The following is a 16,024-nucleotide window of genomic DNA, read 5'->3' as shown; positions in this document are numbered from 1 at the left end:
CTGATTCTATTTTGAGTACCATGAAACAGATTTAGTTCCTTTTTGTATCTGAAGATAAGTCAGTAAGACTAACTGTCTTGTTAATGACTTAACTGATCTCTGTTCTATACTCAAAAGCCTCTCAGCAAAGGGCTTATAAAATACTCAAGTACACTTCTGTTCCCCGTCACAATATCGGTTACCCCTGTCATGCCGGGAATCAACAGCATGGAGCTATTATTACCTGACAGCACTATTCGAACCCGGTAATACGGCAGACCTTTTTCATCATCCAGCGTATCGGCACTGATGGTATCCACAATTCCTTTCAAACTTCCGAAGGTGGCAAATTCATAAGCCGTTAACTTTACCAGTGCCATTTGTCCGGACTGAAGGAAGGCAATATCTGCCGGTTGAACACGGGCTTCAAAAATAAGAGGGTCTTCTGCCGGTACAATCTCAACGACAGTACTTCCTGGTTGAATAACACTGCCTTCTGTATGCACCTTCACCGTTTTGACTAATCCATCCACTGGTGCATGCAACGCCGCCTTGCGAACCCGGTCTTCCAGGCCTGCCTGCCCCTCCAGCAGTTTGCCGGAACGATCCCGCGTATCCTGCAGCTCTTTTTGTAAGTCTGCCCGGTAACGAATCACCAGATCATTCCGACGCCCGACGGCCTCCTTCAATGCAGATTCAAGACGAGCGACCATCAACTGTGCATTGGTCAGATCCCCCTGAAGCTCATTCGCCCTTCGTTCAAGGTTAATAATCTCTACACGGGTAATAACGCCATCATCCGTGAGCGGTTTCTTCAGCGATAACTCCTCATTGGCAAGCTGTAAGCTTCTGGTCAGCGTTTTTACTTTTTCCTTGAGCTCATTCAGTTCATGCTGCTTCTGAATGACTTGCTGTTCGAAAATGGTAATCTGGCTGTTCAGTGCCGCCATCCGTTCATTCATCAGTGCTTTTTGCTGAAGTGCCTGTTCAGGAAAATGCTGTTGATAGTGCTCAGGGAAGTTGATACCACCCTGATCATCCATAGACCGTAAGCCATTTTGCAGCCCTGCCAGTGCCGATAATTCGGACTCCAGTCTGGCAACAGAGCCCTGCAGGCTTTCCAGCTCAGACTCATTCACCCGAAAAGAGGATTGATAGCGCGTTTCATCAATCTGTAAGAGCAAATCTCCGGCATGGACAAACTCACCTTCCCTGACATGGACAGATTTCAGGGTTCCACCATCCAGACTCTGAACCTCTTGAACCCGACTGGAAGGGATAACACGCCCATAGCCTGTGACGGTCTCATCCATCATAGCCAGACAACTCCAGACAATTAATGAAGCGACAAAAAAAACCATCACCCAGATAAACCAGCGTGAAGTAACAGTAATGTCCATCAGCTGAGCCTGCTGGCGGTTACTGGCGGTTAACCGCAACCATTCCGACCATGATTTTGCTTTCATGCCTGCGGTTCTCTGCTATGAACAGGCTGATCAGAAACCAGTTTGCCGCCGTCCAACATAATGACACGATCAACAATCGACAACAGACTGCTTCTATGGGTGATGATAATCAGAGTTACATTTTCCGGTAAGCTCTTGAGTGTCTTCTGAACCCGGGCATCCATCAGGCTATCCATGTGCGCAGAGGGCTCATCAAGAATCAGGATGTCCGGTTTGGATAGCATGGCACGGGCCAATGCAACGGCCCGCCGTTGACCACCAGAGAGCTGTCGTCCACCTTCGCCCACGGGGTATTCCAGAGCAGCCAGAGAGTCGCCGGTGAAAAATGTCACACCACAGTCTTTCGCAGTGGTCAGCAGATCTTCCTCGGAGAAGCTGGAAGTCCCCATGGTGATGTTATCCATCACTGAACCATGAAACAGCCAGGGATCCTGGGGCAGAAAGCCTATTTTCGCTCTCAGGGTTGCCGGATGAATATCCCCCTGGGCAATACTGTCCAGAAATACCTGTCCCTGGTCGGGTTGATAGAGTGCCGCCAGAATACGGGCAAGCGTTGATTTCCCCGAGCCAGAGCGCCCCACCACAGCCACTTTCTCACCGCTGTTAATGGCCACGGATATACCAGAAAGCGCAGGAATCACACTATCAGTGTAAGAAAATGACAGCTGCTTTAACTCAATATTTCCATGAAATTTTTTGACCCGGCGATAGGCCATTTGCTTACCCTGCTCTTCAGGTGCCCCCATCAACCGGTTTATCACCATAAAAGCACTGCGAGCCTGGTAATACCGTGTGCCCAGCAGTGCCAGTTGCATAAAAGGCGCTATCGCCCTGCCAGAAAGCATCATAATGGCTATCAATGCGCCCATATTCATTCTGCCAGCGCTGATCAAGAGCACGCCGAAATAGACAATGCCCACGGTTGCCAATTGCTGCAGCCAGGTTGCCAGCGCGGTAACATTGCCGGTAATTGCCCGGGTTTTAAGCCCCCAGGTCGCCATATGCCCGGTTGCCTGCTCCCAGCGTTGCTGAAAACGACTCTGTGCACCGGCAAGCCGCAAGCTTTCGAGACCGGTGATACTTTCCACAAGATCCCCATGCTTTCGTGCCGAAAGTCGTTCACTCTCTTCGATACTCTGACGGAGCCGGGGTTGGACTGCGGCACTGATAAACGACATAGAAACAATAACTATCAGGGGAATCCACACCAGCTGACCGCCCATAAGCCCTATAACCACCAGAAACAGGATGGCAAATGGTAAATCGACCATGGCTGTTAGCGTAGTGGAGGTGATAAACTCCCGAATGGCCTCAAAGTCCTGAATTTGCCGTGTAAATGAGCCTACGGCTGCAGGAATAAACGACATTCGGATTCTCATAATTTTGGCAAACAGCTGACTGGACATCAGCAGGTCGGATTTTTTTGCAGCTATATCAATAAATCGGGTGCGTAGCTGTCGACAGATCAATTCGAAAAAGATAACAACCACCACACCGGTGGTCAGTGTATTCAGCGTGGTCAGTGCCATACCGGGAATCACCCGGTCATAGATCAGGCGAACGAACAGTGGCACCGCCAGGGCAAAAACATTGACAAGCAGAGACGCTAACAACACTTCCCGATAAATACGACGACTTTCCAGTAACGAACCCCAGAACCAGTGATCCCGCCAGTCCGGTGGATAGTCCGGATCACGATCATCCTCAACCCTGGCTCGACTGAAAAAGACCATCCGGTTGTCAATATTCTGAAGAAAGTCGTCAGGATGCAGACGCTCTGCGGCCATCCCATGTTTCGGTTGGCGCAACTCAACATACTCTTTGGTAATCTGTACAACAACGATGGGTGACTTTGCCAACCAGACAATGCAGGGAAGGCACGATGGTGGACAGTTTTCTTCCAGTGATCCGTGGGATACCAGCGGTCTGGTGAACAGGGTAAGCCCTGCGTTCCCGGCAGCCCGCTCCAGATATTCATCGGCAAACTCATCCGGTTGAACGGGCAAGCCCGTCAGCACACTTTCTGCAATGACCCTGATCCCATAAAACCTGGCAATCCAGATCAAGCTGGTCAGTAAAGGGCTTTGCGCCATTGCAACTTCATCCAGAGACAGATTCTGTTTAAGCAAAACAGAGCCTAGAGTAGAAATGCCTCCCCCGCCATTCTCAGCCAAGCTCAGAAAAATCATCTATGCTTACTCAGGCTTTTTTATCGCTGGACCTTGTCAGTTGTTAATTTTCAGGTAGCCCTCTTTGTTTGCCTGAACCTCACGGCTCCCGCTACGTGAAAGATCACCCCCGGAACATTTTCAACACTGTTATGAGTATGAAGCGTCTTGCCGGTATTCATCATCTTCGATGCTGGCTGTCTGTCCTGCTGGTTGCTGCCAACATCCCGTCAGCAAATGCTCAAAGTTTGGCAGAAGCCGTGTCTACTGCACTGATGACGAGCCCGGAGCTGCACCTGGCCATGCAAAAAGTGCAGACCCGCGTTGATGAGGAAAGCATTGCCAAATCAGGATTCCTGCCAACATTGAATGTACAGGGAGGCTCCGGCTATGAATGGTCCTCTAACCAAACAACCCGTGCCGGTGGACCTGACAGTGATGACAGACTTCATCGATATGAGTCTTCCATTACGTTTCGCCAAGTGCTTTTTGCCGGTTTTTCCACAATACACGACAGTAATAGATCTGAAGCCAGCACACGCTCTGCACAGTACCGACTGATAACCACCGCTTCCGAGATGGCACTCAAAGTGACCCAGACCTATCTGACTTTGATCATGATGGAAAGGGCATTGGCCATGTCCGAGCAAAATCTGAAGGTTCACCAGGACATTTACTACAACATTTTCAAACGTTCTGAGTCCGGTGTGCAGAGCATTGCAGACCTCAGTCTTGTCAGTGGCCGACTAGCGAGGGCTCAGTCCAATACCATTGCTGCTGAAAACAATTTGCAGGATGCCCGTTTCCAGTTTGTCAGGCTGGTGGGCGCTCCAGCCTGTTTTCTGCTCGAACCGGTGCCTGATATGGATTTACTGCCAGAAACAATGGAGCAGGCCGTTCTGTTGGCTGGAAAAAACTACCCATTACTGAAATCAGCGCTTCAGGACAATAACGCCGCAGAGAGTGAGTACCTGGCCAGCAAGGGACGCTTCTACCCGGAAATCTCCTTTGAGGCAACCCGATCATGGAACTACAACATGAATGGTCTGATTGGGCGTGATGATGATTATAATCTGATGTTCCATGCCCGCTACAACCTGTTTAATGGTGGCGCTGATTCCGGGCGTATGAAGGCATCCCTCAGCCGCTGGAACGAAGCGAAAGATATCTACCACCAGGCATTGCTGGATACTCAGGAAGAGGCCCGTCTCGCCTGGGAAGCCCATGCTCAGCTCAACAGACAACTGCCGCAATTGCAGAAACACGTCACCTACAGTCTGGATACGGTATCGGCCTACCGGAGGCAATTTGCCTTTGGAGAGCGGGCATTACTGGATGTATTGAATGCCGAGAATGAAAGCCTTGAAGCGGAACTGGCATGGAACCGTGCCTGGGCTGCACAGCTTGTTGCATGCTACCGGCTGCTGCATATTACCGACCGACTGCTTGAGTCGTTAGGACTGACGCTGCCGCCGGACTCGGCTCCTGAAGCCAGTATTACCGCAAAACACAGCCGACGGAAAACGTTCCTGAGCATGGGACCAACGACACAAACATTTCATTATCCCATCGTCATCCAATGATGGCACCACACCATGAATAAACTCGTATTGCTGAGTAATGATGGCAGGATCATTGGCATTGCTGGCCATGCCTGGAAGCTACTACCAGGCCAACGTCGTCAGTTGTTGGCAGAAGGCGAACGGCTGATAGCTGGTGAGCTGATTGAGCTTGAAGGCAATGCAGATATCCTGATTCAGCCCATTACTGCCGGTGCTTTATCTGTTGGTGAGTTACCCGATGCCAATGAGTACCGGTTGTCAGAAACACCATCGGTCACCCTGGCTACTGATGAACGAAGTGACGATCAGAAGGCAGCCATTGAGGAACAGACCGCCGATGAAGGGCTGATGACGCCGACCACCATTCCTCTGCTTACGCCATCCATCACACCCGATGCCGGCATTGGCACGGGGCTGGATAATCTACCGGTGGTTCTCGCAACGCTCAGTGACCAGACCGCCAGGGATTGCCTGGCACTGATTACCATTGATACACCGATCACCCCGGATAATATCGTCAACAGCCGGGAGTCCCGGGCATTGTCCATCGCTGGCCAGGTGGTAAATGTTGAGCCCCTGCGCCCGGTTATCCTGACCCTGACGGATCAGGCCGGCCATCAATGGCAGCTGCAAACAGCGGTGAACAGCGATGGCAGCAGCTGGCAAATGGAGGCGGATCTTACCAGGAGCGGATTATTAGACGGCGTTATTACCATAACAGCAGAAACCAGCGATCTGGCCAGCAATATTGCCAGGGACAGCACAACGTTTCTGCTGGATACCGTCACCGAAGTTACCCTTGAACTCGCCCCACAGAGTGACTCCTGTTATGGCAAAGCAGCTGATAAGCCTGACAATCCTACCAGCGATAATATACCGGTGATGACCGGTACCGGTGAAGTCAACAGTACGATAGCGCTGTTCGCTGATGACCAGCTACTGAAGAGTGACATCCCGGTTGGCAGCAATGGAACCTGGTCTGCCCAAATTATCCAGCCATTGTCTGATGGTCCCCATACACTGACAGCTAAAATTACCGATAGGGCCGGTAATACGGCCACTGCAGAGCTGCTGCTGTCCATTGATACCGAAGCAGGTATCTGGATCAACGATATCGACACCTACGGTATCAATTTCTTTAATATGCCCATAACCGGTGAGACCACAGGTATTGAAAATGGACAGTCGGTTACTGTTTTTTTTGGCCCCGGCGTATTTCAAAACAGGATAACGGCCGAAGTCCCGGTAGAGGAGGTCCCGAGCAAAGTACCGGTAGAGGATAACCACTGGAACCATCCCCCTTTTACGTTACCTATAACCGAAGGCGACAATTATCAGGTTGTGGCATCCGTTACAGACTGTGCCTGTACCATCGCCACCGATCATCTGATGCCCCTGGGTAACCCTCCGGGCATCAACATTCAGGAGCGCGTTGATATGGGAGCTACCATTGACATAGATCCCATTGCAGCCAGCGGCACAGCACTCTCTTTTGAGCCCGCTTACCTTACCGATCTACCCGACAATATCAACATTATTGACAACGGCTCCAGCTTTCCGGTCAGCTGGCAGATCACCGACCCCAAAACGTTGACTGCCGTCTACCATGATGGGACATCAACCCAGACAGCCCTCACGTTTACCCTGCCGGACTCAGGCACAGGCCTGGCCACTTTACAGGTTGACCGTCCCTTTTTTCATCCGGGAGGCAATGACGAACTCAGCTTTATCCTGCCCTATCAGAAAAGCCTTTACTCGCCAACCTATCAAAGAACCCATTACTCCAAGGCAGGATTAAGAGTCACCATTACGGATGATGTGCCAACCCTGGTGGATCATACGCCAGTTCTTGTGCAGGAAGGCACTACGGCACTGTGGAGTGAGCATAACGGCAAATTATTTACCCCCGCGCTAGCCGGAAGCGATGGCGGCCTGCTCACGGCCATCAATGGCACTCCGTTAACCAGTAGTCATAACCTCAGCGGTGACATAGCGGATTTTTACCCATTTTCCGGTCAATACGGCACCCTGTATGTCAATCCCGATGGTGCCTGGAAATACTCTGCAACACCTAACCTGGTTCATACCACCAACAGTACACTGACCGAGACGTTTACCTTTACCGTTACTGATACAGATGGGGACAGCGGCAGTGCCACCATCTGCTTTACGGTTCTGGATGGCACAGCACTGAGCTTTTCAAACGACACGGTCAGTACCATGCCCATCGACCAGGAGTGTGACCAGCCCGGCCCCATTCCGGATTACGGCCAGATTACCGTTCTGAAAGGTTCCGACCCCCTGCCACCGGACCAGTTGCAGTTGGATATTAATGCAACCGCAGAGCAGCTGAACAACGCCCTGGCCAGCCGGTTGCCCAATAGCGACGGAGAAGGTCTGGATCTTGATAACCTGCATCCCGGTCCGGGCAACCAGAGTCTGATGCTATCGACCCTGTCCGGCAAACCGGTGCTCAGCATTGATCTGGAAAATATCAGCACCGACACCTCAGGCAACCTGTCTGCCAACCTGAAAGTAAAACAGCTGGCCAATCTGGATGTCACAGAACCTGAGCCTGCAATGATTCCCGTGGTACTCACCGCCAGCGATCATGACCTCAATACCATCAGCCATACCGTAACGCTGTCGGTGATTGATGGTGGCGTAACCCTGAGGGATGACCATATTGAGCTCACCGAAGGTGAAACGGTGACCGGTAATCTGCTGGACAATGATGTGCAATGTCTTGAGACTCTCAACATTACCAAGGTCTCCCTTGACCGGTTTTATCTGGATAAAAACACCACAGCAAAAACCGGGCAGCTGTTCAGTTTTCAAACCGACACCAGGATTGAAACCCTTTACGGCTCGCTCACTGTCCAACCGGATGGCCAGTACGCCTATACGGCCCGGGACTCTCTGTATCATCCGGGCCAGCAACCTCTGCCCCAGGAGTTTACCTACACTGTCACCGACAGCAGTGGTGATACTGCTCATGCGGCTGTTTCTGTCAGCATTAAAGATGGCCCGGCCGCCACGGGAAATGAGCAGATCAACCTGACCTTTAGCGAAAACAACCTGACCACGTCGCCCCGCTATCCCGAGTATTACGCTGGCCCTATTGCCACCCTGCATGGCGATGGCTCTGATGCCATCGACCCCCAGAGCCTGAGATTCACTGCAGATCCTGACAACCTGAACGGTATCCTGACCTCACTGGGCACTCCGGTCAGCTTCACGTCAGCTGGTAACCAGCTTCGGGGCAGTGTTATCGAGAATGGCCAAAACATCGATATCCTCACTCTGTCACTGTCGGCTGTTAACAAAAACAACAAAAATCTAATGGTCAGGGTTAATGGCGAGCTGGTTCGTCCCCTGGATCACCTGGCCGGTACTGTGGGCAATAATTCAGTCATGGTGAATGGCGAGCGGATTATCCTTTCCCTGCCCTTTACCTTTGACGATATTGACGGCACACCGGCAGTTACAGAGAGTATGGTTACAGTGACCGTTGTTGACGGTGTATTCCCGGTATTAAGCAATCCCTCAAAGATCAACATCGATGAAGTAAACCTGCCGGTTACCGCCACCGGGACGATTACAGCCACCCCGAAGTCCGACCAAATCGTGCCAGACAGCTGGCAATTTTCAGCCAGCCAGCCCGGACTGGATGGATTGTTCGCCAACCAACAGCCGCTGATCTGGAAAGCTCAGGGGCCAACCCTTTCCCTGCACTGGCCTGCCCAGCCGGAATCCCCGGTACTCACCGTGACGCTTGATGATCAACCACTCCCCGCACTGTCGGCCTCACTGCACTACACAGTAAAACTCTCCCATCCCATGGATCAGGATAAGGGCAGCTGGCCCTTATCCATTGCGGTGGCCATTACGGATTCAGACGGTGATACCACGGAAAAACAGATTCCGGTTCAGATCAATGATGTCAGTAGCAATCTTGAACTGAAGCTGGCGATAAATGACCTGGAAATGACCGAGCCCCTGTATCAAAGAACACCGGCCAGCGAGCGGATCAACGTCGACATCCGTGCCGATACCGATGCCGTGATCAAAGTCTGGTTTCTGCCCCCTGTCGTCGACAGCAGCGGCTTTGCCCTTGATGACCTGGGCAACCGGTTGACAGCCGATGGCCTGCCCATTCGGTACTTCGGACCCTCGGCAGGAGTCCGCTACCCTGAAACCTGGGAAGCCTGGTCCATTCAGGATGGCAAACAAAAGGATCATATTTTCAGTCTGACCACGATACAGCATGATGGAACGGTGATTTATGTGCCCCCAGCCACCTCAGTAACCGCCACCATTGGCATCACCTGGTATCATTACCTTGATCACCTGACGGCGACCAGACTGAACACCCCGATGCTGCCCGTCAGCTATACCCTGGAGGCCATAGATGCCGATGGCACTACAACCAGTGACGTCCTGACCCTGTCACTACTGGACGGTGAATATCCGACACCGGGCAAAATCACCCAGCCACCGGCAACCACGGACATTAACAAAGGCAACGATACTTCCGTGACCGGTACCCTCCACTATATCCCGGGTTCTGACCGCCCCGTCCCAGTGTTTGATCGATTCATCATTGCCCAGGAGGTGGCCGGGTTCAGTTCCGATGGTAAGCCACTGACCGGTATTACTGTCTCTGGTCCGGACCAGTCAGTGCTGACCATCAGCCGGGCCAATGATAACCTGCCGGTTTTCCGCTTTTCAGTGAGTGATCCACAACCGACTGCGGCCACTATTCAATTTGAACAGCTGGACAACCTCGATCATCCGCCGTCGCTTGCCAGCCAGAGCAACTCGATTACTCTGACCATACCTGTATTGATGAGCGACAGTGACAATAGCCTCAACAGCACACCGGCAAATTTTCTCTACACCGTCGTGGATACCGTACCGGTGGCCAACGGCAACTATTATCGGAAAAATAACCAGCCCATCGGGGAAGAAGGCAAGACTTTCAGTGGTAATCTGCTAAGAAACGATTCCCTGAATGCCGATGCCGATAATGCCAGGCTCACCGCCATCACCTACCAGAATATGGTCTATCCAGTCAGCCCAACCGATACAACCACCATCACCACGGATGTAGGCATACTGATCGTCCAGAGCAATGGCAGATGGTGGTTCCTTTCCTATCCGCATATTAATCACAGTGCGGGACAGAACTTCACCCTGAAGATGTTCCACACCATTGTCGATGGCGATGGTGATAACAGTTCGGCACCTTTCCAGATCACTATTGCTGACCGGGCTGCAACGTTCACCAGCGTCATCAATACCGAAGGCCCTGAAGACACGCAAACGCCTATTGCTCTCTCCTTTTCCATTGATCTTGGGGACCCGGACCGGCAGGAAACCCTGACCAACCTATCGGTCAGCACCCGTGATCTTCAGGGAGGAACGCTTATCTGGAATGGCAAACTTCTCAGCGCCACGGGTGATACCGTACATATCCCCCTTGCCGCCATGAGCCGGAGCATGGTTTCCGGCAGCATCATCCTGAGCGCTGTCAATCTTGGTTATCTGCCCGCAGCCGATGCGTCGGACTTTACCCTCCACAACCACCAGGTCACGCTCAACCTGAATGCCACCATCAGCAACAACCCGGGGTCGGTTCAAAGCCTTAGCACTCCGGTGGTTATTCATGTTAAAGGCGTAGCGGATCCCCCCACCTGGCCCGAACAGATACCTGTGGTCACCGGCGAGGAGGATCAAAGCATTCCCCTTGGCAACAGCATAAAAGCCAGTCTTAAGGATAAGGATGGATCAGAAGTCCTCTCATACCAGATAATGCAATTACCAGACAGCATGAAACTGTTGTGTCATGGGCAGGAAATTAACGCCGGGACCACGCTTACGCCAGAGCAGTTTGGGCAGCTGATTGTTCAGTCTGATGAACATTGGAGCGGCAGACTGGCAATAAAGGTGGATGCCATCGCAACCGAACAAGGTTATTTTGCGGTTGAAACCGCACGATCACCGGCAACAATTACTGTCAATGTTCAACCTGTGGCAGACCCGCCCACACTGGTGGTTATGCCTGCGGGTGCGGACCCTGACACCGTTAAGATAACGGGACATGAAGATGAGCGCATTGCCATTGGCAACCACATCAAGGCAGCACTGGTGGATACGGACGGGTCTGAAAGCCTCTTCCTGACAGTCACACCATTGGTTAAGCCCGGAGAAGCTACAGGCCGTCTGTGGATTCGGCAGGGAAGCGCCTGGACAGAAATAAAGCTCGGCTCAACGAATCATTTTGAAGTCACTGGTCCGGATATTGACCACCTCTATTATCAACCGGGAAAAGATCGAAGTTCGGCAAACTTTGACGATGTTCGTTTGCAAATAAACGCCATCAGTCGTGAGTCTACTCAGGATGGGCTCACACCGGTGGCTGGCAAAGAAGAAGCCATATCACCGGACCGGTTCATGCAAATAAGCATCAAAGGGGTTCCAGATTCGCCGGAAGTGACCCCGAATGATACCTGGACCGTGAATCCGGATAAAGTCAATGAGTTGACAGGCCGTGGCCAGGAAGACCAAAGACTGCCCCTGGTGTTTGATCTGCACTCAACAGATATGGATGGCTCCGAAAGCCTGAACTCAGTCGTTACCCTGAAAGACAGCCAGTTTCGTCTGGAAGATAATCACGGACGGCAGCCGCCCATCGCTTTTCTCGTTAATGACAAACCGTTTTTCCAAATAACGCCAGCTGATCTTAGCTCTGGCAAATACAGGTTGAAACCACCGCCGGACTATGCCGGTGAGACACTGGTACCCATGAAGGTTCTGGTGACAGAACTGGACGGAGCCCATACTATTTTTGACTACCAGCTGCGAGCTGTCTTTGCCCCGGTGGTGGATACCCGGGATCAGGCCATCGCCCCCATCCGGGGTAATGAAGTTGAACTGGACATAGCCGGCAAATTTCTCTCGGGCGGAGCGCCACTGGCCCTTACCGGGTTCACCCCGGGCGACAGTGATGGCAGTGAAGCCATGACCGATATTACCGGATTCAATTTGCCCGATGGTTTCCAACTGATGGTAAATGGCGCATTGCTGGCCAACCAGTGCGGGTCCCTGGTTGATCACACGGGCGGCCTGGATGCACTGAAAAGGGCGCTTGCTGCAGGTGATATCCGCATAGTACCGATCCATTCAGATGGAACGATTGATCATGATTACCCGACACCCACCCATCAGAGCACCGACTTCAGTTTTACCGTGGAAATCTCGGATCAGCAAAATGGTTTAACGGCGAAAAAAGAGGTAACCATCAGTGGGCATATTGACTGGCGAGGTGAAGTTGATGGAGAACAGCCTCCAGCCACACCGTTCAATCCTGATGAAAACACCCGGGTCATTATTGATAACCCCGGGCCTTTTACAGGAAATGATGTGCCACTGGAGGCATTACAACTTGTTGCCACCGATAGAGATGGCAGTGAGCGAATAAAAGACGACAAACGACCTCAATATGAGATCGACGTTTATGACCGTGCCGGAAAAAAGGTGACAGGAGGCTGGCATCTGCAAACCTCCGGAGAGCAGGAGCTGATCTTTGATAACGATAAATGGCTGATTCAAAGTGGTGAACTTGATGGCGTCTCAGTCCATTTTACCGAGAAAGGCACGTACTTTATCCATACGAAAGTCATTGTTGAAGACGCTGGGGATGAGGAAGCACGCTATGCCCGGATGCAGGTCATTGTCGAAGAGAATACCGGTGGCCCAGATCAACCGATACCACCGGAGAGCCTGTTTGTCTGCTCAGAACCGGTAGAGGGTAAAGAGGATTACTACTTCACCATTCCAGACCGTTGCATCGACCTCGACCAGACCCACACCTCTTCAGAGGAAGAAACCACATTCCGTATGACGGTGACTGATCTTCACGGGTGGAGCCTTAAAGGTTTCACAACGGTGTACTGGAATAACGATGGTGAGGTCACCGAGTACATCACCAGGCCGGAAGACGTCGGAAACCTTCAATTTCGCCCCCCCAGGGACTTTTCCGGAGAGGACAGTATTACCTATCACATATTGAAGAGAAATACCGATTCCGACCAAACCAGCAAAACAGACTTCAAGATCCCGTTCAAGGTACTGCCGGTGGTGGAAAACTCACCGGATGAACCACCGAAAGATTCGGTATATGACTTGAGAGCCTGGACAAAACCGGCAGCGGAGGCCGATGAGTGGAAGGATGCGGATCAACCCGAACCCATGCACCTGCAGTTAAGAACCACGGATATTGATGGTTCGGAAACCATCGAAAAAGTTGTCTTTAAACCACCGGAAAACATCGTTATCCGTGGTAATGGGCTGCAACCGGACAACTCAGTAGTTCGACAAACATCCGAAACAGAAGCGCAGTTTGAGCAACGGATAGCAAGCTTCACCTTCACGCCCGGACCGGGACTACCGGCGGGAACCTATACCATGCCGCTTGCTGTAGAAGTACTGGATACTGCTCCGGGAACCGGAGATACCGACAGCAAAGTATTTAGCAAAGCGATTGATCTGATGGTTAAACCGGTCAATCACTGTGCCACCCTTACTGCACCCAATCAGGAAGGCCATGAAGACTCAGATATCCCTATAAAAGGGCTGATTGCGGCCCTGAACGATAATGATGGCTCTGAAGTCATCTCTGTTGTGCTCTCTGGCCTGCCTGATGGCAAGGTGGTCAAGGACAGTTCCGGCAAGCCCCTGCCCTTTAACGGGAGCGGGAAGTGGCAGATTCCAGCACACTTAATAGATAACAATGGCCATATACAGCCACTGTTACTGAAGCCAGTGAAAGACTTCAGCGGTGTGGTGCAACTGACCCTGAACAGTCACAGCCACGAACAGAGCCTGAATACGGTTTGCAGTAACGAGCAGGCATTTCAGATTAAGGTACAGCCTGTGGGTGACCCCATCACACTGGATCAGATTCCCGGGGCAATGACGGGGGATGAAAACACTCCCATCGTCTTTCGTCTGAATGCCAAAACCACAGACACCCATTCAGACAAACATGACCATCCGGAAGAACTTCAGGCAACATTGACGATTTTACCGGGCAACGCCCCCACATTGATGCCTCCTGAGCCAGAGGCCATCAAACCCGGCCTGACCATTCCTGGCCAAACGACAACCATATTCTCGGCAAATGCCTCAGGCGGTTACACCGCAACCATAGCAACAGCGGATACCACATTACCCGAGCTGGAATTTAATCCGGGCGATGGTCATGGAACACTACTGATGTCGTTAGCCGTCCGGTCTGTGGATAAAACCGATGGACTGACAACAGCCTATGGCCCTGAAGTTGTGATGGATAGCACCATTACCATTGCGCCAAAGTCTGATAAGCCCTCACTGCAGATTGATCGCAAAAGCATCATTACCACCGTAGAAACACCCGTACCTGTTTTTCTCCGGGCTTCAGTGATCAACCCTGCTTTGACTGTCAGCAATCTGGTGGGCACTGAGCTCTACACCCTTGTTCAGGGACTACCAGGCAGTGCATCGCTGGTTAACCATGCCGGAACACCAACAGGTACCCCTTCCTCCAGCCCCGCAGGTATTGCACTGGTCAGCAATGAGCTGCAAAACCTGTACCTTAAAGATCATCAAACCGGAAGTTATACCCTGAATGTTGAGGCCATCTCCGATGTTGGTGATGGGAATAACCAGAGCAGCGATGTCATTGACCTGAACATTGTGGTGTTTGAAAAAAGTAAAGACATCAGCGGCACCCCAAACAGCGATATTATCGTTTCCGATGGCACAACGCCGAAGATCTCCGCTGGTAATGGAGATGATCTTATTGCCGGGGGTAACGGTGAAAACCAGATACTTCCCGGGTCAGGAAACAATACAGTTTGGGGGGGAGCGTACTCAGGCTCAGGTGATGGTCGCCGTGATACGTTCCTCTTTGAGGCTGGCGATACAGGCACAACCGCTATCCAGGACTTCGAGCCCGGCGTGGATGTTATTGATTTGAGCCAGCTGCTGAACCTTGACGATGTGTGGTCCGGTAGTGATCTGGCAAACCAGGTCACTATTGATGAAGTGGATGGTAAAGCGCGGATCACTGCACTATCCGAGGTGATTACCCTGGATACCATACCGCTGGAAACGCTACTGCCAGGAGGAAACACCATGGATACCGCAGAACGTTTAAGTTCGCTGGTTGAACAGGGTCACCTGATTGTCTCCCATCAGTTTGGTCACCAGGGAAAAGATACCCTGTATGCACCACCAGCCGCTGAATTAAAGGGCGATGGCATTGTAAATGCCGGTGCCGGAGATGATCACCTGTATGCCAACAATGAAGGCAGCAAACTGAGAGGCGGATCTGGCAACGATATTCTGGAGCTGAGCCCAACCAGTCATGCAATAGACAGGCTCTACTGGCGGAAAGAAGACGCTGGCAGTGAAGCTGCACCCGCTTATGACCGGGTATTCAATTTTCACAGTGCAGAAGATGTTATCGATATCTCAGGCTTCCTGCCTGCAGAAGCCAGAGCCCAGCCTTATGATTACATGGCGCTGAACACCAACGGCAGCAGCACCCACCTGAACCTTGCCAGTACCAGCGCCCACCAATGGACCAATACCATTGAACTCGCAGATGTTGACTGGTTACAGGGCAGCAGTTCGGAAGATACGCTGAAATACCAGCTGGAACAAGGTTACCTGATTGCCACTATATAAGCGTTCCGATAGGGATAGTTACGGTTATTCTTTCATCTATTCAGACTTGCCAAAACACGGTTCAGGGCACGAAACCATGCAGTTTTGATCAGCCACAGCAGCCCTCAATGACCAC

Annotated in this window: 4 protein-coding genes; 2 read left to right on the top strand and 2 right to left on the bottom strand. The window is 51.8% G+C overall.

The window, feature by feature from the left end:
• Window positions 1-110: 110 nt before the first annotated feature.
• Both J7438_RS10210 and J7438_RS10205 read right to left on the bottom strand, forming a co-directional pair.
• Window positions 111-1,445, bottom strand: a complete 1,335-nt coding sequence (locus J7438_RS10210; protein ID WP_209276456.1) for an HlyD family type I secretion periplasmic adaptor subunit — start codon at window positions 1,443-1,445, stop codon at window positions 111-113.
• Entirely contained in the window at window positions 1,442-3,634 is a 2,193-nt protein-coding gene (locus J7438_RS10205) for a type I secretion system permease/ATPase (protein WP_209276455.1), read from the bottom strand. Before J7438_RS10205 ends, J7438_RS10210 begins: the two co-directional genes overlap by 4 nt.
• Window positions 3,635-3,702: 68 nt before the next feature.
• Between J7438_RS10205 and J7438_RS10200 the strand changes: the two genes are divergently transcribed.
• Complete coding sequence (locus J7438_RS10200; RefSeq protein WP_209276454.1) at window positions 3,703-5,196, top strand: TolC family outer membrane protein; 1,494 nt, start codon at window positions 3,703-3,705, stop codon at window positions 5,194-5,196.
• Window positions 5,197-5,208: 12 nt separating this feature from the next.
• A complete protein-coding gene (locus tag J7438_RS10195) occupies window positions 5,209-15,909 on the top strand; it encodes an Ig-like domain-containing protein (RefSeq protein WP_209276453.1) in 10,701 nt (3,566 codons plus the stop codon).
• Window positions 15,910-16,024: the final 115 nt, after the last annotated feature.

Source organism: Thalassotalea sp. G20_0, assembly GCF_017744175.1.
Lineage (GTDB): Bacteria > Pseudomonadota > Gammaproteobacteria > Pseudomonadales > Endozoicomonadaceae > Endozoicomonas.
This window is presented reverse-complemented; position numbering and strand designations above follow the sequence as displayed.

Excerpts from the sequence above, each read along its gene's own strand:
- J7438_RS10210 (WP_209276456.1), bottom strand. The coding sequence starts at position 1,445 with ATGAAAGCAAAATCATGGTCGGAATGGTTGCGGTTAACCGCCAGTAAC.
- J7438_RS10195 (WP_209276453.1), top strand. The coding sequence starts at position 5,209 with ATGAATAAACTCGTATTGCTGAGTAATGATGGCAGGATCATTGGCATT.
- J7438_RS10205 (WP_209276455.1), bottom strand. The coding sequence starts at position 3,634 with ATGATTTTTCTGAGCTTGGCTGAGAATGGCGGGGGAGGCATTTCTACT.